General features: G+C 44.1%; 21 protein-coding genes and 1 riboswitch. Of the genes, 8 read left to right on the top strand and 13 right to left on the bottom strand.

The window, feature by feature from the left end:
• Positions 1-3: 3 nt before the first annotated feature.
• The 3 genes from B4F66_RS06465 to B4F66_RS06455 all read right to left on the bottom strand — a co-directional run bounded on the left by B4F66_RS06465 (position 4) and on the right by B4F66_RS06455 (position 5,827).
• Positions 4-1,287: a GGDEF domain-containing protein gene (locus B4F66_RS06465; protein WP_292357363.1), complete on the bottom strand. Its 1,284-nt coding sequence runs from the start codon at positions 1,285-1,287 to the stop codon at positions 4-6.
• A 329-nt stretch (positions 1,288-1,616) separates the two neighbouring features.
• Positions 1,617-4,943: a bifunctional diguanylate cyclase/phosphodiesterase gene (locus B4F66_RS06460; protein WP_292357365.1), complete on the bottom strand. Its 3,327-nt coding sequence runs from the start codon at positions 4,941-4,943 to the stop codon at positions 1,617-1,619.
• A 404-nt stretch (positions 4,944-5,347) separates the two neighbouring features.
• Entirely contained in the window at positions 5,348-5,827 is a 480-nt protein-coding gene (locus tag B4F66_RS06455) for a hypothetical protein (protein WP_292357367.1), read from the bottom strand.
• Positions 5,828-5,949: 122 nt separating this feature from the next.
• Positions 5,950-6,027: riboswitch (cyclic di-GMP riboswitch) on the top strand.
• Positions 6,028-6,042: 15 nt separating this feature from the next.
• On the opposite strand from B4F66_RS06455, the gene B4F66_RS06450 reads away from it, so the two are divergent.
• Positions 6,043-6,648 carry a VPLPA-CTERM sorting domain-containing protein gene (locus tag B4F66_RS06450; protein WP_292357369.1) on the top strand — a complete coding sequence of 202 codons (606 nt, stop codon included), beginning with the start codon at positions 6,043-6,045 and terminating at the stop codon, positions 6,646-6,648.
• Positions 6,649-6,721: 73 nt separating this feature from the next.
• Here the strand turns inward: B4F66_RS06450 and B4F66_RS06445 are convergent, their stop codons facing one another.
• Together B4F66_RS06445 and B4F66_RS06440 are read right to left on the bottom strand one after the other, a co-directional pair.
• Positions 6,722-8,095, bottom strand: coding sequence for a PFL family protein (locus B4F66_RS06445; protein WP_292357371.1), 1,374 nt, complete (start codon positions 8,093-8,095; stop codon positions 6,722-6,724).
• 10 nt (positions 8,096-8,105) lie between these two features.
• Positions 8,106-8,672, bottom strand: coding sequence for a glycine cleavage system transcriptional repressor (locus tag B4F66_RS06440; RefSeq protein WP_292357372.1), 567 nt, complete (start codon positions 8,670-8,672; stop codon positions 8,106-8,108).
• A gap of 408 nt (positions 8,673-9,080) precedes the next feature.
• Here B4F66_RS06440 and B4F66_RS06435 point away from each other — a divergent pair, with 408 nt between their 5' ends.
• Together B4F66_RS06435 and B4F66_RS06430 are read left to right on the top strand one after the other, a co-directional pair.
• A complete protein-coding gene (locus B4F66_RS06435; protein WP_292357374.1) occupies positions 9,081-9,413 on the top strand; it encodes a hypothetical protein in 333 nt (110 codons plus the stop codon).
• Positions 9,414-9,419: 6 nt separating this feature from the next.
• Positions 9,420-9,758, top strand: a complete 339-nt coding sequence (locus B4F66_RS06430) for a 5-carboxymethyl-2-hydroxymuconate Delta-isomerase (RefSeq protein ID WP_292357376.1) — start codon at positions 9,420-9,422, stop codon at positions 9,756-9,758.
• 20 nt (positions 9,759-9,778) lie between these two features.
• Here B4F66_RS06430 and B4F66_RS06425 read toward each other — a convergent pair whose 3' ends face one another.
• Positions 9,779-10,780 carry a helix-turn-helix domain-containing protein gene (locus B4F66_RS06425; protein WP_292357378.1) on the bottom strand — a complete coding sequence of 334 codons (1,002 nt, stop codon included), beginning with the start codon at positions 10,778-10,780 and terminating at the stop codon, positions 9,779-9,781.
• Between the two features lie 178 nt (positions 10,781-10,958).
• Here B4F66_RS06425 and B4F66_RS06420 point away from each other — a divergent pair, with 178 nt between their 5' ends.
• The 4 genes from B4F66_RS06420 to B4F66_RS06405 are packed head-to-tail and all read left to right on the top strand — an operon-like array spanning position 10,959 to position 14,832.
• Positions 10,959-12,371, top strand: coding sequence for an ethanolamine ammonia-lyase subunit EutB (locus B4F66_RS06420; protein ID WP_292357379.1), 1,413 nt, complete (start codon positions 10,959-10,961; stop codon positions 12,369-12,371).
• Positions 12,364-13,263: an ethanolamine ammonia-lyase subunit EutC gene (eutC, locus tag B4F66_RS06415; protein ID WP_292357381.1), complete on the top strand. Its 900-nt coding sequence runs from the start codon at positions 12,364-12,366 to the stop codon at positions 13,261-13,263. The genes B4F66_RS06420 and eutC overlap by 8 nt, the downstream gene beginning before the upstream one ends.
• A gap of 25 nt (positions 13,264-13,288) precedes the next feature.
• Positions 13,289-14,656: an ammonium transporter gene (locus tag B4F66_RS06410; protein ID WP_292357383.1), complete on the top strand. Its 1,368-nt coding sequence runs from the start codon at positions 13,289-13,291 to the stop codon at positions 14,654-14,656.
• 11 nt (positions 14,657-14,667) lie between these two features.
• Positions 14,668-14,832 (top strand): hypothetical protein, encoded by a 165-nt coding sequence (locus B4F66_RS06405; protein WP_292357384.1) that lies wholly within the window; start codon positions 14,668-14,670, stop codon positions 14,830-14,832.
• Between the two features lie 107 nt (positions 14,833-14,939).
• Here the strand turns inward: B4F66_RS06405 and B4F66_RS06400 are convergent, their stop codons facing one another.
• The 5 genes from B4F66_RS06400 to B4F66_RS06380 all read right to left on the bottom strand — a co-directional run bounded on the left by B4F66_RS06400 (position 14,940) and on the right by B4F66_RS06380 (position 18,741).
• Positions 14,940-15,470 (bottom strand): DUF3280 domain-containing protein, encoded by a 531-nt coding sequence (locus B4F66_RS06400; RefSeq protein WP_292357386.1) that lies wholly within the window; start codon positions 15,468-15,470, stop codon positions 14,940-14,942.
• Between the two features lie 111 nt (positions 15,471-15,581).
• Positions 15,582-16,289 (bottom strand): esterase/lipase family protein, encoded by a 708-nt coding sequence (locus tag B4F66_RS06395; RefSeq protein ID WP_292411619.1) that lies wholly within the window; start codon positions 16,287-16,289, stop codon positions 15,582-15,584.
• 44 nt (positions 16,290-16,333) lie between these two features.
• A complete protein-coding gene (locus B4F66_RS06390) occupies positions 16,334-17,824 on the bottom strand; it encodes a sodium:solute symporter family protein (protein WP_292357389.1) in 1,491 nt (496 codons plus the stop codon).
• On the bottom strand, positions 17,821-18,054 hold the full coding sequence (locus B4F66_RS06385; RefSeq protein ID WP_292357390.1) for a hypothetical protein: 234 nt from the start codon (positions 18,052-18,054) through the stop codon (positions 17,821-17,823). Before B4F66_RS06385 ends, B4F66_RS06390 begins: the two co-directional genes overlap by 4 nt.
• A gap of 177 nt (positions 18,055-18,231) precedes the next feature.
• Complete coding sequence (locus tag B4F66_RS06380) at positions 18,232-18,741, bottom strand: DUF1097 domain-containing protein (protein ID WP_292357392.1); 510 nt, start codon at positions 18,739-18,741, stop codon at positions 18,232-18,234.
• A gap of 501 nt (positions 18,742-19,242) precedes the next feature.
• Here B4F66_RS06380 and B4F66_RS06375 point away from each other — a divergent pair.
• Entirely contained in the window at positions 19,243-19,938 is a 696-nt protein-coding gene (locus B4F66_RS06375; protein WP_292357394.1) for a type 1 glutamine amidotransferase, read from the top strand.
• A gap of 34 nt (positions 19,939-19,972) precedes the next feature.
• On the opposite strand, the gene B4F66_RS06370 is transcribed toward B4F66_RS06375, so the two are convergent.
• Complete coding sequence (locus tag B4F66_RS06370; RefSeq protein ID WP_292357396.1) at positions 19,973-20,431, bottom strand: MOSC domain-containing protein; 459 nt, start codon at positions 20,429-20,431, stop codon at positions 19,973-19,975.
• 313 nt (positions 20,432-20,744) lie between these two features.
• A complete protein-coding gene (locus B4F66_RS06365) occupies positions 20,745-21,119 on the bottom strand; it encodes a hypothetical protein (RefSeq protein WP_292357398.1) in 375 nt (124 codons plus the stop codon).
• Positions 21,120-21,126: the final 7 nt, after the last annotated feature.

The raw sequence follows: 21,126 nt of genomic DNA, 5'->3' as shown, positions 1-21,126 counted from the left end.
TGTTCAACGAATACAGTTTTTGCCACGCTTTTTGGCTTTGTACATGGCTTCATCGGCGGCAGCGATAAGTTGGGTAATTTGCTCTCCCTGTTCGGGAAACAAAGCGATACCAATACTGACAGAAAGTTCTATTTCATGTTCTTGCCATTCATAGGGTTCTGACAGTGACAAACGGATTTTTTCGGCTACTCCCAATGCACCTTTGCGGTTTTCCACTGTATCCAACAGCACGACAAATTCGTCTCCACCAAATCTTACGACGGTATCGGTTTCTCGCACACAATCGGTAATACGTCTTGCTGATTCTTTTAACAGTTGATCACCGGCTGCGTGGCCATAGGTATCATTGGCCTCTTTGAATTTATCCAGGTCCATGTACATCAGAGCAAAATGGTTTTGTTCACGCTTGGCTCTTAATAATGAACGTTGCACCCTATCCTGAAATAATTCCCGATTGGGCAAGCCGGTTAATGCATCATATAAAGCCAGATGTTGTAGTCGTTCAAATCGTTGATGGCGTTCAATTGCAGTGGCAACCTGTAATGCCGTAAAGGTCAATAACGCTCTATCGTTTTCATTCAGCGAATAATCTTGTTCCATTAAAGCCAGGCCAATAATGCCGTGAGACTCTTCATCAAACACCAGCGGCACCAGTAACATTAATTTGTCATCAATTTTTTCGAGCGCGATTTGATTATCACTGGCAATGCGAAGCTTCACCTCATTTTTCAGCATATGCATGCAGCCGCCCACACTCTCAAAAATGGTGTGCCATTTAGAATCATTTATGGGCGAGACTTCAACACCGAAGGTCGCGATGGAGATATGAGAGTCGAGATGAAAGAGAATTTGCTGGCAGATCTGTTTGATGCCGTTGGTTCGGTGCGCAGTGTCTGATATCGCAATCAGCGAATTTTGCATTTCCTCTGCGGCTTTAATACGGGTGATATCACGGGCAACGCCCAATCGCATTTTATGCTTGTCTGACCAGCTGGTGGACCACAGCAGATGCACAACCTGACCATCTTTTCGTATATAGCGGTTCTCAAAATCCAGGACATGTTTGTCCTGCATAACACTATCAATACTTTGCTGAGTTTTATCATGATCTTCGGGATGAAGCAGATCCAGCATTCTTTTGCCTATCAATTCTTCGGCTGGATAGCCGAAAACGCGATGCGCTCCATTGCTGATATAGATAATCCGGCTGTCTTCATCCACAGCACAAATGGCGTCGAGCAGTAAGTCTACGTATTCGCTAAATGAATCAAGAAGAGGTTTATCCATAACATATTCTTACGTGTTGTCGGGCATCTGACAAGCATCTCACCAGTCTGTAACTACTAAGCTATCGACCTGTTCGTGCTATCAATCTGTGCAGTTATTCATGAACCGTCGGAATTATTCACTTAAACGTCAGGAAAAACCGCTTGCGGTCATTCATTGATAGCATCGTCCTGGTTTTGCTGTTTTAGTTTTTATCAGCCTTTGGGCCGCTACGTAGCTGTGGTTAACCACTATAATTTTTGCCATTTTATTTATTGGCCTGGCCAATTGCGCTAAAGATCACCTCATTTTCGTCTAATGATGGATGAAACAACGCTCCAGAATTCAAATCACGCCGAAGATGAGTTGATGAATCCAAACCGGTTTTCGACATCTTCACTCGACATTGGTTTTGCGAACAAATAGCCCTGAATTTCATCACATTGATGTTTCTTGAGAAAATCACACTGTGCCTGGGTTTCCACGCCTTCGGCAATAACCGTTAAACGCAATTGTCTCGCCAGAATAATGGTTGTATGCACAATGCTCATATCATCAGCATCATCTGGGATACCATCAATAAATGATCGATCAATTTTAAGTCGATCAAATGGGAAACGTTTTAAATACGCTAGACTTGAGTAGCCAGTTCCGTAATCATCAATTGCCAGACAAATGCCCATTTCATGAAGCGAGTTTAAGATAACAATAGCCTGTTCAGGGTTCTGCATGGCACTGGATTCGGTGACTTCCAGTTCCAATAGATGTGCAGGACAACCTGTCTCATCAAGAATTCGTCTTATATCTGTAGCCAGCCCGACATAGTCCAATTGTCTGCGTGACAGATTAACTGCCATCCGAAAATTCGTTTTACCGGCCTCGAACCATTTTTTTGCCTGCAGGCAGGCGGTCCGTAAAACCCAATCACCAATCGGTAAGATCAAACCTGTTTCTTCCGCAACCGGAATAAAAGTGGCTGGAGAGATGAAGCCAATTTTAGGATGAGACCATCTTAGTAACGCTTCTGTACCTATGCATTCTCCGGTCGCTAAATCCATTAACGGCTGATAATGCAAATACAGCTGGTTTGTATGCATCGCATTTCGTAAATCATTTTCCAATTGCAGTCGTGCATGAACACGATCATCCAGTTCGGGACTGAAGAAACGGAAAACGCCTCGGCCTTGCTCTTTGGCCAGATATAACGCTGTATCAGCATATTTCACTAATGTTTCAGCATTGACTGCATCTCGGGGGCACAAACTGATCCCAATGCTGGCATTAACATGTAATTGATGACCTACTACCATAAAGGGTGGAGATAAAATGTCGAGTAGCTTTTGGGCGACATGTGCCGCATCGTCAGGTGTATTAATACTGGGGAGCAAAATCAGAAATTCATCACCTCCCACCCGGCCGATGGTATCTTCTTCACGTAATACCCCAAGCAGGCGTGAACCAACCTGCTGTAACAGCAAGTCACCTGCCTGATGACCAAGTGAATCATTGATGGTTTTGAAGCGATCCAAATCCAGAAACAAAACGGCCAATACATCGGCATGACGTGTAGCATGGGTAATCGCATGCCCGAGACGATCCATCGTCAATAAACGGTTTGGTAAAGCGGTTAATGAATCGTGATAGGCAAGATATTCAATATGTGCTTCCTGCTCTTTCCGTTCCGTTATATCCTGGGCAGTGCCGGCAATTCGATACACATCGCCCGCTTCATTCAATATCGGAAAGGCTCTTTGGTGAATATGACGAATGGTGCTATCCGGGCGGATAATGCGAAATTCAATATCGTATTCGCCAGTTATCTTGCCTTGAACAACAGCCTGACTGACATTATTTATATCTTCAGGATGAATCGTTTCCAACCAGGACGACGGCTTATCATAAAGACTTTCACAGCTGCGTCCCCAGATGCTTTGATAGGCTGGACTGATATAAAGCAGATGCCCCATAGCAAGATCGGTCAGCCATACAACTTCTTCAATATTATCGGCAAGTTGCCGGAAACGTTCTTCCTGCTCCCGCAAAGCAATTTCAACCGCTTTTCTTTCAGTGATGTCATGCGTTAGTGCCAGATTGTAGCCAATTCCGCCATACTCAAAATAGTTGGCATTCACCTCGACTGGAATGATCCTGCCGTTTTTTGTTTTATGGCGAGTTTCCAAACGAACGGAACGTTCTTGTTTAAGTTCTTGCCAATGTTCGTTCCAAACCTCCTGAGAGGTATCTGGGTCAACTTCAGGAACGGACATAGCCATTAATTCGTCACGGCTGTATCCCATGGTGTGACAGGTTTCATCGTTGACATATCTGATGCGCCCTTTTCCATCCAGCAGATAAATGCATTCTTTTACCTGATTGATAGCAAAATTTAACAGGGCGATACTTTGATCTGATTTTTTACGCTCTTCGATATCTTCTATCTGCGAAACTAAATACAGCGGCTGGTTGTTTCTTCCTCTGACAATGCTGGTTGTGAGTCTTGCCCAGAAATAGTCCCCATTTTGATGACGATAGCGCTTTTCAATCTGCATATAGGGAATTTGATCAGCAATCAGCCGATCAAGCTCCGCTTGTCCTTTATGCAAATCCTCGGGATGGGTCATTTCCTGATAGGTCATTTGCAGTAGTTCAGTTTCGGAATAGCCGAACATTTCATAAATGGAATGATTGGCTCTTAACCACTGCCCACTCAAGGACAACACCCCCATTCCAATCGCAGCAAATTCAAACGCCTGCCGAAAGCGTTCATCACTCTCACGTTGTTCACGATATATCAGCAAGCTGGTCAAGCCATCAGATAAACGATGACCGATTTCACTGAATAAACGTTTTTCGTCGTTAGTCCACTCTCGCTCATACGAACATTGATGCAAACCAAACACCCAGGGTTTACCGGTTTTTGGATAGATGGCCGTACCGATGATTGAGCGAATATGATGCTCTCTCAGAAATTCGGGTGCATCAGGACTTTCTATAGTGGTAATCAGCGTTACTGGTTCACTGTTGGCCAGATAGGCTTCCAGACCTCGGGCTGCCTCTTCGGTCATCGGGAAATCTGTTCCAGCAGACAGACCACCAGGGTAGTCAGGAGTGGTCTGCTCCATGGGGATATGCCAAGTGGCACTTGCTGGATCACAAGGATATAAAAGCCATGCTCTGTCACATGCAAAACACGACAATATCGCTGCCAGAACATCACTCATCATCTGCTCAAGATCATTGGTGCCCTGAATAGCCCGGTTGACCTGATCCAGACATTCAAGAAACCACAAATGAGACTGATTTTCCTGCTCTGTACGTTTCAGGTCGGTGATATTTTGAAAATAGCCATGCCATACCATTCCGTTTTCTGAATCCGCTTCAGGCATGGCTTTGCAATCCACTAAAACCTTACCTTTCTGAGGGTGTAACACATGCCAACCCAGATTCAGAGGTTGCATCGTTTGAGCTGACTCAGCCATTTTCTGCAGAATAATGCCACGATCATCTGAATCAATGCTCATCCATGCAGACGAGGAATCTTCAATAATTTGTGCTGCGGTAAAACCAAAAATATCAACGATGGAAGCTGTACTGTCGAGAATTGCTATCTGCCGCTCAGACTGCAGACAAAACTTCACTATGGCAACCGGTGAGGTATCGGCTACATAGCTGTTCACGAGAGGCTTTTTGGCTTTGTTTTGGCTGAGGTGGTCATTAGATAGATGGTCAATACCCCGTCTGTTTTTACTTAGCGATTAAGTTGAAATAATTTCAAGGACTTACTGATTCATAACAGGCAATTAAAAATATTTAAACAGAACTGTTAATTGATTTTAACGATCTTAAAATGCCGGGGCATCTTAGGCATATTACCTTTTCATTACAAGGGATAATTCTCACTAAAACCAGGGACTTTTACCTTGGTCGTAATATATTGACTCCAAGGAAAGAAAATAATTTGTCCCGTAGAAATTTAATGCGATTATAGAGATTTATTCTCCAAAAACCTGTGCTCTCCATCTCATCCTCAAGCATGAACTAAAAGCAAGTGGTCTTATGGTTTTTGTGAGCGTTTGATGAGTCAGGTCAGTAGAGTTGTAAAACGTTGGGCGGGAGGTGAGTTTACAAAAACACCTGGATCGTTTTTTTCTGCGAAGCAGACATTTACGATCACATTTTCATAAAGCCAGTAAATATAACCGCCTTCATCCATCCGGTAGCGCCACTGGTACTGACACTGTACCCACCCTTCTTCGAGCGAAGTAAGTAATATCGGTGGTTCATCGGCCTGTAATCGTGGTTTGAACTCCACTGTCTTGACTTTTAAACCAACACGAAAACGATCAATTAAAAAATAATCATCTGTCAGTTGATAGCGAATGCGATTTCCGGAAATATCATCCCCATGCTTATCAAGCAATATTTGCTTATTAGACAAAACAGAAGAGGAGGATTTTAGCGGATAGCGATCAGGTAATCCTGCCCTTGCTTTTTTGTGCGCATCAGAAAGCTGAGATTTATCCCACTGAAAGATAATAATTTGTACAACGAGTTTTTGCATTAATAAGTTACCGGACTAACCGTAAGTGATTTATTAAGTGTATTTGTACCAAAGTACAATTAAAAAACGTCTAAATAAGGATTATTTTGAATCTGTGTCGAACTTTATAAGACACATTTATTTTTAATTTTTGCCAAACTTAATGCGAATTAAGGACGGAAAGTTTCCGGTCTCAAAGTTGAGATTGCTGAACTACAAAAATTGAGGATATATCTATGAAAAACTTAACAAAAATTTTAGCAATATCTGCATTATGTTTTGCTCCAGTTTCCTTTGCTGCAACCATTGATAGCCTATATGATAGCTTTGAAGGTGAAGGTCAGGCGAGTTCTGTCTTAAACTATAACAGCTTCGTTAATTGGGATGTATCAAACGGTACGGTTGATTTGATCAAAAACGGTAATCAATGGGGAATCGTTTGTTCAGTTGGTAGCTTTTGCGTAGATCTGGACGGCTCAACTGGTGACGCAGGAATTTTGTCTTCTAAAAATGGTTTTTCTGCAGGAAAATACAAAGTGAGTTTTGATTTATCTGGTAATCAACGTAATGGTCCTGCTGACCAAGTTTCGGTGTTGTTTGGAGCAGGTGCACTTGTTAATCATCTTCTCTTGGATTGGGATGAAAATTGGCATACCTATAGTTTCCTGGTTGATTTGGTTGATGGGGATAAATTATCTTTTAGAAACTTCGGGGGGGATAATGTTGGAGCGATGCTGGATAACATCCGGGTTTCAGCCGTTCCAATACCAGCAGCAGTTTGGTTATTTGGTTCAGGTTTGATGGGCTTTTTAGCAATGCGTAGAAGAGCGAAAAGCCAGTAATTCTGACGCTTATTTTATCTAAAAAAGCCGTGACAGTTTCTGTCACGGCTTTTTAATTGTTAGCATAAGATGATCAATTGACCAAGCTTTGAATCGGAGCAGGAATACGTCCGCCTAGTCGCACAAAGCGGTTTTCCTGATTCCCCATATTGACAGCCATCACTGGGCCTTCACCCAACAAACCACCAAACCGGACAATATCACCTGCTTTTTTGCCAGGCGCTGGAATCAATCTTGCTGCTGTGGTTTTTTTGTTAATCACACCAATTGCCATTTCATCAGCAATAATCGCGGATAGCATTTCAGCTGAAGTATCTCCAGGTAAAGCCACCATATCCAGGCCAACTGAACAGACTGCCGTCATGGCTTCGAGTTTTTCCAGATTCAAGGTGCCGTTTGCAGCCGACTCAGCAATGGTCAAATCTTCACAAACCGGAATAAACGCACCACTTAAACCACCCACATGTGAGCTGGCAAACGCACCACCTTTTTTCACTGCATCATTGAGCATGGATAAAAATGCGGTACTGCCAGGTGATCCAAAAGCTGGCAAACCGATCGCTTCAAAAATCTCTCCGACACTGTCATTACGATTCGGTGTCGGTGCCAACGACAAGTCGACAATACCAAATGGCAGATTGAGTAATTGTGCCACTTCACGGCCCACCAACTCACCAGCACGTGTCAGTCTGGCTGCTGTTTGTTTAATGACATCCGCCGCACGGCTCAGATCCATATTTTCATCTTCAGCCAAGGCTTTTTCCAAAGCCGCTTTTACTACACCGGGACCACTGACACCAACACTGACAACCGCATCTGCTTCACCGATACCTAAATAAGCACCGGCCATAAACGGTACATCCTGAGGAATATTGGCAAAGACCACTAATTTTGCAGCAGCAAGGCCATCATCGTCTGCAGTGAGTTCTGCAGCCTGTTTGATGATTTGCCCCATCTTGAGAATCGCGTCCATGTTGATACCGGCACGCGTACTGGCCACATTGACGGATGAACAGATTCGTTGCGTTTCCGTCAGCGCCTGTGGAATGGCTTCGATCAAAGCCTGATCGCCCTTACTCATGCCCTTCTCTACCAAAGCAGTAAAACCACCAATAAAATCCACACCCAATTCATGCGCCGCTTTATCAAGCGTTACGGCGACCTCAACTAATTGTTCTGAACTGAAAGGTGCACCGACAACACCGATTGGGCTGATAGAAATCCGTTTATTGGCAACTTCAATACCGTAGCGTCTTTCAATGCGGTTACAGGAAGCCACCAATTGGCCAGCATAACGGGTGATTTTGTCGTAAATTTTACGTTTGAATGTTTCCAGATCATGACTGACGCAATCGGTCAGGTTGATGCCAACAGTGACGGTGCGAAGATCCAGGTTTTGTTCCCGCACCATCATCAAAGTTGAAATAATGTCTTTTTCGTTGAGCATGAGAGGTTCCTTAATTACTGATGTTGCTCACGGATTCGAAGATCTTGCGATGTTGCGTATCAATTTCGATATCCAGTCTCTGGCCGACTTCATGGAGTGCATCACGCAAATCCTGCATGATGGTTGAACGCGGTACATCAACTTCAAACACCATCAGATTATCCATCGGATTCTTACCGCCTTTGAAAATCGCCTGAATATTGGTGATATTCACCCCATGACGGGCGAGTTGGGTAGATACTTCAGCCACCAGACCCCGTCGATCCGGGCCGATTACGGTCAGAATATAGGGTTGCACTTCAGGCGGATTTTCCTGCCAGGGTGTTGGTTGCTCATCCCAGGGATCAACGTGAATCGACAAACGCATTTTCTGGCCTACCTGCTGGAGAGCCTTGTGTAATTCTTCACACTGAGCGTCTTCCGGCATTGAAACCATTAATAATGCGCCGAATACCGATTGAAGCAGTGTTTGGCTCAGATTTTCAATATTACCGCCGTGCTCGGTAATAACCGTGGCAACTGCTGCCATAATGCCTGGCTGGTCATTGCCAAGAACCGAAATGAGTGCCTTGTTCACGATGTCTCCTTGTATGAGATCGAATAGTTAAAAGCGGGTTTGGGCATAATTTTTTGAGGGAACCGCCTGCTCCTGTGGTCAATAGACCAAAGCAAATCCACAATGTCACATTGACGCGCCATTTTAGTTCATTAATGATGAATTTTTGTACAGATAAAGAATAGTCGGATAGCTTATCAAATTAGGGCTTGTTGATGTGCAATTTACCTATCATGAAGTTTTTGCTGTTTTATCGTTTAATAAGCCTAGTCTGCGCTTGCGTCAGCTGAATTTTCAGCTTTATTAGCACGGCTTTTCCAGCCGATTCTAACGCTTTGAGGGTGTCGCAACTCTTAGTGCTTTCTGAAACATTTGCGAAGTTTGTATCAAAATTAAAGTTTATTGTTTACTCCTAAATAAGAGTTTTTTATGGCCATTCAATTTCTACCGATTATCAAAGCTGTTGCGCCTTATGTAGCCCAAGTTGCAGCCTATGCGATACCGGCATTTACTGCCAAACCCGAAGCGGTCAAAGCAGATCCGGTTGTGGTTAAACAGATAGAAGAATTGCAAAAAGCAGCAACACAGAACGCTCAATCCATTCATGTGCTGGCTGAAAATATGCAGCAGGCGATCAGTGGCTTTGAAACGGCTGCTGAAGAAGCCAAAAGGCAGGTTAAAACCTATCGAAATCTCTTATTTTTTTCATTAGGTTTGTCAGCGATATCAGTGCTGATATGTCTTTATCTGCTTTTGAGATAGGTCACTATGCCACATTGCATTATTGAATTTTCCAGCTCACTGGATATCCCACCAGACCTATTGGTGGAGGCCGTTCATCATGGCGTATTGGAATCGGCTTTATTTGAGTCATCCCATATTAAAACCCGAGCACTGGCTTATGAGTATTTTCGACTGGCGGAGGACTGTAACGATTTTATCCATGTCACTATCCGTCTGCATCACGGCCGCACCACACAACAGAAGCAACAGTTAACCAAGCTGGTATTACAACAGTTGGAAAAACTTGCGTTAAAAAGTACTTCTATAACGCTGGAAACGGTGGATATTGAAACTGAAAGTTATGCGAAAGCTATCACCCCTTAACCATTAAATGCACACCCCTTTCAGGTTTGAATACCCTGTTTTTCCGCTAATACTTGTTGATGGCGCATTGCTGTAACGGAAGGATTCTCACCAAATAGACTGGTGTAATCATGGGTAAACTGACCGGCATGAAAAAAGCCCCATTGCTGGGCAATCATCGAGATGGTCTGCTCGTCCTCTAACCCGTTTAGCAAAATCCGTCTTACAGCATTGAGCCTTGAAATCCGCATACATTTAAGCGGGCTTATTCCCAATACATCTTCAAAACAATATTGCAGGGTACGACGACTGACATGTGCCAAATCACACAGATCCGTAATACTGAGCGGTTTATCAGGGTGGGAGTCCAGATACGCTGTAATCTTTTCTACCACGGCACGGCGTTTCACAAAGCTCGGTTTTTCATGAATCTGCTGCTCGTTTTGCTGCAGAATCTCCAGCACTGCCATAATTAAAATATCTTCCTGATGCTGTCGGATCAGATGATCTTGTTGTGGCTTCAAAACATCATTTAACAAGTAACGCAGTGAATTCAGTTTGTCGGACTGCCAGAATCTTAATGGCGAATAAAACAAACTGTTATCTAATACGATACCTTGTTTACGAGCGAAAGCATGAAGCGTGGCTTGATTAATGACAATGCCAAAAATATTGAATTGTTCTGGGGTAACTAATTCAAACTGGGTATTGCCAGGCCGAATCATCAGATGATCACTACTGACATGATGACCATTGATACGGCAGGATTTTTCATCTGCTGAAAAACCCAGCCAGATTGCATTAGGCCATACATTGCATTGTTGTCTTACGGTTTGGCTGGTGTGCTCTCGAAAGGCATGAACTGAATCAAACAGTACTTCTTCAATTTTGCCGTAAAAGCGTCCGTTACTAATCTGATCATACTGCTGTTGCCAGTTTTTCAGGTTATGGGCCTGCTCGTCGGCGTCTGTAGCTTCCATAACGCACCATTTAGATACAGTCCCGCTTTGTTTAGGTGCAAATTCTTCTGGATTATCGGTCATCTGCTTTACCCGTTTTAATAATAATGCCGGTGCTGCCTAAGTAAGTAACTGAATATAAACCCAATATTATTTTGCCGATTTTCGATATTCGGCCGGTATAGATATCGCATTCATAGTTTGTAAACTTTGTTTATTCAGGTGCAATTTTTATTCCATCTAATTGGATTTAAAGCAGTTTATGAGCCAAAGCTATCGATATCAGTTGGGCAGCAAAACCTATCAATTCGCAGATTTAGCTGAATTGATGGCAAAGGCGACCCCTGCCCGCTCGGGAGACCGATTGGCCGGTGTTATTGCTGAATCAGCAGAACAACGTGCTGTCGCTCAATTGCTATTAGCTGAAGTACCTTTAAAAACATTTCTGAATGAAACGTTAGTACCTTATGAAGATGATGAAATTACGCGTCTGATTATCGACGAACATGATGCAGAAGCATTTTCAGTTATCTCTCATCTGACAGTCGGTGATTTTCGGAATTGGTTACTAACCGATACCGCAAGCACAGAAGTCCTGAAACAAGTCAGTGCTGGCATTACCCCGGAAATGGCTGCTGCTGTCAGCAAAATTATGCGTAATCAGGATTTGATTCTGGTCGCCCAGAAATGTCGAGTGATTACAGCTTTTCGCAACACCATCGGTTTACCCAAACGCCTGTCTACCAGACTGCAACCTAATCACCCGACCGATGATGTCAATGGCATCGCGGCCAGTATGCTGGATGGTCTTTTATATGGTTCTGGGGATGCAGTTATTGGTATTAACCCGGCAACCGATAATGTGACGCAGGCCACGCGGCTAATGAATCTCATGGATGAAGTGATTTCTTTGTATGAAATCCCAACACAATCCTGCGTCCTCACTCATGTCACGAATACACTGGAATGTATCGAAAATGGCGCCCCAGTGGATCTGGTATTTCAATCGATTGGTGGTACCGAAAAAACCAATAGTAGCTTTGGCTTTAATCTGGCGATTCTGGCAGAGGCCCAACAAGCCGCTTTATCGTTGAATCGAGGCACGGTCGGCCAGAACGTGATGTATTTTGAAACCGGACAAGGCAGTTCCTTATCCGCCAACGCTCATCATGGACTCGACCAGCAAACCTGCGAAGCACGTGCTTATGCAGTGGCTCGAAAATTCAGTCCTTTACTGGTCAACACAGTGGTTGGATTTATCGGTCCTGAATATCTGTTTGATGGCAAAGAGATCATTCGCGCCGGTCTGGAAGATCATTTCTGCGGCAAGTTATTAGGGCTGCCAATGGGCTGTGATGTCTGCTACACCAATCATGCCGAAGCCGATCAGAATGATATGGATAATCTGCTGACCTTGCTTGGTACGGCCGGCTGCTCATTTGTGATGGGCATTCCCGGCTCAGATGACATCATGCTCAATTATCAGACCACCTCATTTCATGATGCGTTATATGCCCGACGGGTGTTGGGTCTGGGTGCCGCGCCAGAATTTGAAGCGTGGCTGGAAAAAATGCAAATCATGAGTAACGCTGGACTGGCCCAACTCACCAATCATTTACCTCCAGCCTTCGCCGGTTCACTGAACAGCTCAGCGGTGAGGCATTTTCATGGTTGAAGATAAAGACGTGCTGATAACGGATCAATACAAAGCTGATGAAGACATGGTGACGCATAATCCATGGCGTCAGTTGAGACAGTTCACTGCGGCACGTATTGGTCTTGGTCGTGCCGGGGTCAGTACGCCAACCCGGGAATCTCTGGAATTTCAACTGGCTCATGCCCAGGCTCGTGATGCGGTGCATACCGAGCTGGATGTTGAAACCTTGCAACAGCAGCTGCTCCAGTTGCAGCAGGATTTTCCACAAATCACTCCTCAACCGCCACTGATATTACATAGTCGAGCCATCGATCGTGTGACCTATCTGCAACGTCCTGATTATGGACGACAGTTGGATGAGGAAAGTTTTACCAGCCTGAAACCATATTACACAAAAACGCCTTATGACCTTGCGCTGGTCATTGCTGACGGCTTATCTGCCACTGCGATTCATCAAAATGTCGTGCCTTTTATTAGCGCTTTGCTGCCGATATTAATCGACGGCATTGAGGACTTCACACTGGCACCGATCACCTTGGTTCAACAGGGCCGCGTGGCCATTGGTGATGATATCGGAGAAGCACTTAATGCCAAGGCGGTATTGATGCTGATTGGCGAACGTCCCGGTCTCAGTTCGCCGGACAGTCTTGGCTTATATATGACCTGGTCGCCCAACCGTGGCCTGACCGATGACAAACGAAATTGTATCTCCAACGTGCGGCAAGCAGGGCTTTCCTATGCTACTGCAGCACACAAATGCCTTTATCTGCTGAGTGAAGCTCGCAGGCTCCAGTGTTCTGGTGTTGCTATCAAGGATCGATCGCTTGAAAAAGTCCTTGATAGCAGCGCCGTTCAAACCAGCTTTTTGCTGGACAACAAAGTTGACCGAAAAGGGGTAAACGGGAAATGACTTTAACTAAAATGAGGATAGTAAGATGGAAAACTCGCCAACACTAGAATCCTTGCAGGCAGCGTTAGATGCCCAGCAAGCTGTATTCGAAATGCATCAGGCCATGAATGTAGAAGTTTTTTATTGGTGGTGTACTGCCATCATGTTAATGATACATGCAGGCTTTCTGGCCTATGAAATGGGCGCTTCACGAAGTAAAAACGCACTTGCAGCCGGTATCAAGAATATTCTTGCTATCGCACTGATTATTCCGGCATTTTATCTGTTTGGCTGGTGGATTTATAACGCATTTCCTAATGGTTTTGTCCCGATTGAAGCAGCAGCTGCATTACCATGGGCTGCCAGTATGGGTCCTGATGTTCAGGATATGGGAACCGGGATTTTCTGGGCAGCATTTGCCTTATTCGGGGCCACAACCGGGTCAATACTCTCCGGGGCGGTTATTGAAAGGATACGGGTCAGTGCGTTTCTGATACTGACTATTTTCCTGGGTGGTGTGGTCTGGATTATGGCAGGCGCATGGGGCTGGCATCCAGATGGCTGGTTGTTAACCGAATTTGGTTATCACGATGTCGGTGCTTCTGGCGTTGTACATGCTGTAGCGGGTTTCTTTACTCTGGGTGTTTTGATGAACCTGGGTGCTCGTAAAGGCAAGTTCATTGACGGTGTGCCACAAATCATTTCTCCTCACAGCCTGCCAATGACATTGATTGGCCTGATGATGATTATCTTTGGTTTCTTCGGGTTCCTAGGTGGTTGCATCATCTTTAATGGTGGTGAGACAGGTTGGACCACAATTTATGGAACACCTACTAACCTTTCAGCATTTGCTTTTAATACGCTGATGGGATTTGCCGGAGGTATTATTGGTTGCTACATCGCTACACGTGACCCATTCTGGACCATGTCTGGTGGTCTGGTCGGTATTATCTCTGTAGCAGCTGGTCTGGATATCTATTCTCCTTCACTTGCGTTCATTATTGCCGTGACTACCGGTATCGTGGCAGTTCAATTTGCCAAGTTCCTGGAAAAACGTGGTATTGATGACGCGGTCGGCGCTGTCAGTGTTCATGGTTTCACAGGTGTTGTTGCGGTTGTTCTGGTCGGTGTATTTGCCGGTGGAACACCTAATGCAGAAGGTTTACCGGAAATTAGCTTCGTTGGCCAGCTCATCGGGGCTGCAGTAATGGGGCTGATGGGCTTTGTACCAGGGTATGGCTTGTCATTCTTACTGAAAAAAGCCAACAGCCTGCGTGTACCTGAAGCTTGCGAAGATATCGGTATTGATGAGGTTGAACTCCTGGCTAAACCTTATCCGGAAGGCGGCGTACCCGCTATGACGGATCTGACCACCAGTGAAGTGCCTAACAAATTAGCCAATTCTGAAACCTAAGGAGCATTATTATGGGAAGTTCAATTACAACCTGGGAAAACGTCGGTGCCTATTTTACCTTTGCAGATAACCCTTTTGCTTTGGTGCTATTTGCAATCGGCACAGCCGCCATTATTGCCGGATTGATTATTTCAATTATCCGTCATGAAAATGCGGCGTTTGAAAAAATTAAGTAGGGTTTATTCCTGCTTTATGTGCAGGGTTAAAAATTACTTTAATTCATAAAAAAACCCCTGCTTAAAGCCGGGGTTTTTGTTGGTAAAGCAGATAAAAAGACCCTAAATTAATCTCTATTCCAGTCCTTTAAATCACGCATGGCATATTTAATTGCACGTTCCCAAGCCTGATCAGTGTTGCCACGAAAATCATAGGATTTACGCTTGATCAGCTTTCCTGACTCTACTTCTTTAAACTCAACATGTAATGTTGAAATCAGATGACTCATACGAAATACATTTGGCACAATCACCAACTCTGCACCCAGCTCTTTCGCTAAGGTAAGTTCACAACCATTGCAATAATGCAGATCGTGCTTTTCATCAAACGCTTTAACTTTCGCCAGAGAATCGGCATCGTTGATGATATTAAACTGCGTCTTATCGTCTAATTCATTTCGCAGATGTTCACTGAACTTGGCAATCTTTTCTGCGTTCTCGGCTTTATCGCCGGTTACTGAGCTATCTCCAGTAATCAGAATATCCAGCACCAGAGTCTTATAGTCATGCTTCTGATAGTCATCGGCCATGACAGAGGCAGCACTGACAAACAATATCAACGCCAGGAAGTATCTGGTTGCACGGGTCATTAACGGCATACGGTTCTCCTAAAATACGATTACTCACCCTAACAGTGACTGCAGAAAAACCAAACAGTTTTTTGACTGCAAACAGCGGGATATTTGCCCGTTCAATAAAGTAATGATGAATTAATGCTGGAAAGTCCCGTTTTGCAGAAAATGCAGGGTCTGCGATTGCACCGTATCGTTCGCCATAATAAACGGATGTGTTTGCTCAACCACCAGAAAATCCTGCATGCCATCCAATCGTGCATTTTTGATGGAAACCTTGCCATCATCGGGTCCGGGAATCAGCGTCGATAAGATCAGATTGATCGAGCGGTTTCCAGTAATAATACCCAGTTCAAAAGTGGCTGGTCCCAACTGGTTGGGTATAGCGTCTTCTGTTGTCCCCAGTTGCTTGCCGGCAGGCCCGTTTATCCATTCAAATAAGCCCCAGGTGCCCAGTTTGTCGACCACTTCGCTGCCTTGATTAGGCGGCGATAACATTACTACCCTGCCAATTTTGATTTGCTGATGTTCCACCGCGAGTTGCCTGACAATAATACCTCCCAGTGAATGGGTGACAAAATGCAAAGGTGTTAAAACATCACCGAAACATTGTTGGATTTCTGGTACAACAAATTCGCTGGTCAGATTCTCGATACGGTGTTTGCGGGAAGGATAATCAATATTGCATACCTTATACCCTGCTTTGTTCAGATGTTTTCCCATCGAATCCATTGAGCCTGCTGTGCGAGCCAAACCATGTAACAGCACAACATTTCCGGCTGACTCCTGCTCCTTGCTGTGAGCTAACGGTGAGCTTATGCTCAGCATTAGCCAGCCAAAAGCCATTAACCATCCACAATTTGGCAAACGGTTATAATTTTTCATCGCAACTAAATTGATTTTGCAGTAGCTAATTTTCCTGTGGGCTTGGTGCTTTTTGCTATGGCAATATCCTGCCAGAGTTTTTCCACATGTGACTCTACCGGTCGACAGTATCCAGCAATCAGCATAATACTCAATGTGGTTAAAAAGCCATACACGCCGGGTGTCCAGCCATAAGTGATGATAAATGCTGGCTCAAAGATGGTTAAGCCAAATGATACTGCCATCCCCGCCAAAAACCCATTCACTGCACCGATTTTATTGGCACGCTTCCAATACAGCCCAAGTAACACCACCGGAGATAAAACAATCATGCCCTGGTAAGTCATCAACGCCAGAAACACTAATTGCCCTTCTCGTATATAAGCCCCAATCAATGCACCGATACTCATAAAAACTACTGACCAACGGGCAATTTGCAAGGCAGTTTTCTCACTGATATCACGTTTAATGACCTGTGCCAGATCACCTGAAATTGCGGTAGACATAGCATTAAGGATACTGCTCACCGTCCCCAGACTTGCCGCCATTACCAGCACCGCAAAGAACCCCAACGGCCATGCACCTGCCTGACTATGGATCCAGAACATTGCTTCCTGAGGATTTTGTTGAGCAAATGGGAGTGGATGTAATGCCATTGCCAGCAGAAACAGTAAACCGAATGACAGAATACCCAGCGTCGGCGCAAATAACACCGATTGTTTGATGGTACGAATACTGTCTGCAGCAAATAACTTGTTATAGACCCATGGCCACATAAAGCCGCCCAGACCACTGGTAATGACGATTGCCATCCAGTAATTTGGTGACATATCCCAGCCGGGACCGGGAAAGGTTAATGCTTCGGGGCTTTGTTCCAATATGCGTTGCATAGCGCCTTCAATACCGCCAAGCTGGGTATAAATAACCCATAACAGAATGGCTGATCCCGCAATCAGCATATACAGACCCTGAATAATATTGGCAGTGATAACTGAACGCATGCCACCGAGTGCGACATAAAACACCACCACAAATATGCCGATGATCATGCCCAGTAACGGGCTTATAAATCCATCAGTCGCATAATTAAAAACGTAACCAATGGTGTACCACTCCATTAATAACCACGGTACTGATAACGCTACACCGGCAAAACCTGTTAATACCCGGATTGCATCGCTTCGATAACGTAACCCCAGCAGTTCTGACTGGGTACGGATATTATATTTCTTGCCCCAGATAAAGGATTTTTCAGCGACCAGATACATCACCAGCATGGTGATAATGCCATAAGGAATAACGTACATACCGATCATGCCAAAACTGACGGCAAACCCTGAAAACACGGTATACCCGGCACCGACATACCAGGTAGCAAGAAAGCCTAAGGTAATACCCAACACCCCAATACTATGACTTGCTGTTGCATAATCATTCAGGGTTTTCACGCCCATCTGACGACGGTTTATCCATAGGATAAGTCCCAGAAAACCCGCCAGCATCAACATTGGAATCATTTTGATGCCTCCGACTCTACTTCAATATCCAGATCACCACTACGACTCTCAACCAGATACCAGCAAGCCAGAAAAAAGGCGCCTAATAACGCCATGGCAATCTGCCAGAGAAAGGCAAACGGTAAACCGATAAAACTGGGTTCAACACGATTAGCCCAGGTAAAGAAAATGGGAAATGTGGCCAGTACAATAGTGGATAAAATTAATAGTAGAAAAATGGCTGAACGCATAAAAGTCCAAATCTATTTTATTAAAATGGGTGCGATGAGCATGTCAACAAATTCATCGCAATTCAATATCCATGATTAACGGAGTATTCATAACTCAGGGCCGGCACAACTGAAATATCTTTCAGTTATACCGGCCCTGAAATGGTTATAAAAAAACCGCTTAAATGCGGTTCAATATTAAGATTTCTTTTCGATTGCAGCAGCCAGTTTGGCAGATAACAAACCAAAAACCGCACCAAGAATCGTGGAAAGAATGATGATCAATACAGGATTAGTCATATCCATAGTTATGGCACTTCCAGCATTTGCTGTTTGTAAACCAAATGCGGCAGTTGCGGCATAACCATAAACATTGGCTGGTACCACCGATAACAAATCAAATCTTGCCACAATAACCAGGAAAAATACGGTTACACCGACATAAATAGCGGTTCCCAAAACACCTGGTAAACCCAGCGGGTTGGTAGTCGCTAACAATAAAGCAATGCCAGCAATCACCGCACCATAGCTCATGCCCACAATGGTTTTCTGTAAGGCCGGCATATCAGCACCGGTATGGAAAAAACATGCCCAGGCAATAAAACCTGCCCAGACTAAAACAAAACCAGCTAATGGACCTAAAGCCAGGTACGCCCAAATAGCTCCTAATACAGCAATACTTATAGATAATGCAGTTAACTTTGACATACGTTCTCTCCGTTGATTTTTATTAAATTAACAACCCGTTCCTCGACAAATTTTATTTATAACTTTTTTAACTATAGGGTTGCCGGAGTGATAGTAATCCTATATATGATCAACTGTAAACCAGTTCGCACCACAATTGTGCGCAAAGTGAACAAAAATGGGGCATCAGATATTTTTATCGTTTAATCAGTAGCTTAATGTGACGCAACATTTGATTGAAACCGTCATGGTTATAGCTAATATCGTTAGCAACCGTAGTTGAATATAGAGTTTGATGATAAAGATTGGATTTAAATCATTTGATCTTTCAAGCCCACTAATGCTGAAGTATATTTTTTTCCAACAAGGCACACATGAAAGATTTACAAGCCCCAAGACTATGCTTTTCTATTGGTATTCGCTATCGTTCACATACTGCTCGTAACGCCGCGATCCGCAGTTTATTTTTTATCAGCTAGCAATTTCTGCTGTCTGATTTTCAGTTAGATTTTGGAGTTGCGAATGCAGAAAGTCGCTATCTTTCAGCATGCTGATGGCGAATGGATTGGTTCCATGCGGCATTGGTTTGCAGATAAACCGTTTCAATTGACTACTTATCGGTTGGATCAGCATGTTCAATTGCCTGCAGTCACCGAGTTTGACTGGTTAATCATTATGGGTGGGCCTATGAGCTCTTATGATGAAACCAACTATCCCTGGCTGATTGGTGAAAAACAACTTATCCGTGAAGCGATTGACGCAGAAAAGACTGTGCTGGGGATTTGTCTCGGCTGTCAGTTAATTGCATCAGCCATGGGGGCCAAAGTATATCCAAATGCTCAACAGGAGATCGGTTGGTTTTCCGTCAATAAAATCGATCCCGAAATAACATGGATGCCTGATGATTTAACCCCACTTAGCTGGCATGGGGATTGTGTGGAGTTACCTGAAAATACCCGTTGTTTTGCCGATAGCAGGATTACTCCCTGTCAGGGTTTCTATTTTGGCAAGCGGATTTGGGCGCTACAGTTTCATCTGGAAGTTGAGACTGGCACGATTGAAGCCTTTCTGGCATTGGAAAAGCATCCCTTGCCCGAAACCGAGTTTGTACAAAAGGAAGTGGAGTTAATGGATAACATCGATCAGCTAAAACGAAGCAGACAAGCAATGTTTGCTTTATTGGATGTTTTACATCGGGAATCTGATACCAATAGATAAAGCTTTTGTGGTGGAGTAGCTTGGATAAAACTGGCTACTTCACGACAGGTTCAATCTGCATTCCCACACTGATTTGACCATCTGACAGAACATCGGCACGCAGTCCGGCTTTATGCGTAAATGCTTTGACGATAGCTTTTTTGCTTATGCTATCGTTTTCCAGTAATGCGCCCAAGGTAGAGCACGGTTCACAAAGTTCTACGCCCTTGAAACTGACATCGCCAATCCGAAAAACCTGTCCAACTAAATCGTTAAGACGGACGCCTTCGGTAATTACATTCCGCCGGGTATCAGACAGACTAATCTGCTGCGAAAAACGCTGATTAAACGCACTGATTTCTTCTTGTTCGATAAAGGTGATGTTCTGCCCCGGCCATTGGCTTTTGTCAAAATTACGGTCGCCTTTAATACCTTTACCTGAAACCAGATCAATTTCCGGGACTTGTCGTTGCCCACCCAGATTTTCGCTTGCTGTAAAAATTGCTTTTATCATTTCGAAATTGCTTTACCTCCATTATTAGCGAATCAAAAAAGGAGCATGCTTTCAGGCACACTCCTTATTTCAGGACGGGTCAATGAAACATTACTTCAACTGGGTAGCAAAGTGTTTATAAAACTCCCTTTGAATCAAGTAAACTCTGCTAAAAACTTATACAGCATAAACGCCTTCCCGCAATAGACCCAAAGTCTTCCAGCAACATTTTTTTGTTCACATTAAATACCATAATACATTTATCAAAATACAACTAAATCGATCAATCAGCGCTGTTAATTATCACGATCAATCTTTATCAGTTAGTTCTTAGTCATCTCCAGAACTGCCACCATTTCTTGTTATTTTCACGTGACTGTTGTCCTTGCTGTGCTCCCTGACCCAACTCATTCTGTGTCTGTTGGTTTTTCATTTCACGCTGTTGATTCATACCCTGGTTTTCGTCCTGATGTTCGCGAAGTCTTTCACGATCCTGTTCTTTCATTTGCTCCTGTTGTTTGTTCCCCTGCTGTCCGCCCTCTTGTGTTTCATTGCGCATTTGTTCTTGTTGTCTTTCTTGCTCTCTAATTTGCTCAGACTGCTCATTCCTTTGCTGGTCTTTACTCGCTCCTTTTCCGGTTTCGCTCATACCTTGCAAAGGCCAAATAATCAAACTTGTCACTAAAATGCTGATATATAGTTTTTCCATTTTGCTT

The organism is Methylophaga sp. UBA3603, assembly GCF_002375335.1.
In the GTDB taxonomy this organism is placed as follows: domain Bacteria; phylum Pseudomonadota; class Gammaproteobacteria; order Nitrosococcales; family Methylophagaceae; genus Methylophaga.
Note: the sequence above shows the minus strand (reverse complement) of the source record. Positions and strands in the feature narration are given on the sequence as shown.

Bases quoted from the DNA above. Each gene is read 5' to 3' on its own strand.
- B4F66_RS06465 (WP_292357363.1), bottom strand. From the start codon at position 1,287: ATGGATAAACCTCTTCTTGATTCATTTAGCGAATACGTAGACTTACTG.
- B4F66_RS06455 (WP_292357367.1), bottom strand. From the start codon at position 5,827: ATGCAAAAACTCGTTGTACAAATTATTATCTTTCAGTGGGATAAATCT.
- B4F66_RS06450 (WP_292357369.1), top strand. From the start codon at position 6,043: ATGAAAAACTTAACAAAAATTTTAGCAATATCTGCATTATGTTTTGCT.
- B4F66_RS06445 (WP_292357371.1), bottom strand. From the start codon at position 8,095: ATGCTCAACGAAAAAGACATTATTTCAACTTTGATGATGGTGCGGGAA.
- B4F66_RS06435 (WP_292357374.1), top strand. From the start codon at position 9,081: ATGGCCATTCAATTTCTACCGATTATCAAAGCTGTTGCGCCTTATGTA.
- B4F66_RS06430 (WP_292357376.1), top strand. From the start codon at position 9,420: ATGCCACATTGCATTATTGAATTTTCCAGCTCACTGGATATCCCACCA.
- B4F66_RS06425 (WP_292357378.1), bottom strand. From the start codon at position 10,780: ATGACCGATAATCCAGAAGAATTTGCACCTAAACAAAGCGGGACTGTA.
- B4F66_RS06420 (WP_292357379.1), top strand. From the start codon at position 10,959: ATGAGCCAAAGCTATCGATATCAGTTGGGCAGCAAAACCTATCAATTC.
- eutC (WP_292357381.1), top strand. From the start codon at position 12,364: ATGGTTGAAGATAAAGACGTGCTGATAACGGATCAATACAAAGCTGAT.
- B4F66_RS06410 (WP_292357383.1), top strand. From the start codon at position 13,289: ATGGAAAACTCGCCAACACTAGAATCCTTGCAGGCAGCGTTAGATGCC.
- B4F66_RS06405 (WP_292357384.1), top strand. From the start codon at position 14,668: ATGGGAAGTTCAATTACAACCTGGGAAAACGTCGGTGCCTATTTTACC.
- B4F66_RS06400 (WP_292357386.1), bottom strand. From the start codon at position 15,470: ATGCCGTTAATGACCCGTGCAACCAGATACTTCCTGGCGTTGATATTG.
- B4F66_RS06395 (WP_292411619.1), bottom strand. From the start codon at position 16,289: ATGGCTTTTGGCTGGCTAATGCTGAGCATAAGCTCACCGTTAGCTCAC.
- B4F66_RS06390 (WP_292357389.1), bottom strand. From the start codon at position 17,824: ATGATTCCAATGTTGATGCTGGCGGGTTTTCTGGGACTTATCCTATGG.
- B4F66_RS06385 (WP_292357390.1), bottom strand. From the start codon at position 18,054: ATGCGTTCAGCCATTTTTCTACTATTAATTTTATCCACTATTGTACTG.
- B4F66_RS06380 (WP_292357392.1), bottom strand. From the start codon at position 18,741: ATGTCAAAGTTAACTGCATTATCTATAAGTATTGCTGTATTAGGAGCT.
- B4F66_RS06375 (WP_292357394.1), top strand. From the start codon at position 19,243: ATGCAGAAAGTCGCTATCTTTCAGCATGCTGATGGCGAATGGATTGGT.
- B4F66_RS06370 (WP_292357396.1), bottom strand. From the start codon at position 20,431: ATGATAAAAGCAATTTTTACAGCAAGCGAAAATCTGGGTGGGCAACGA.
- B4F66_RS06365 (WP_292357398.1), bottom strand. From the start codon at position 21,119: ATGGAAAAACTATATATCAGCATTTTAGTGACAAGTTTGATTATTTGG.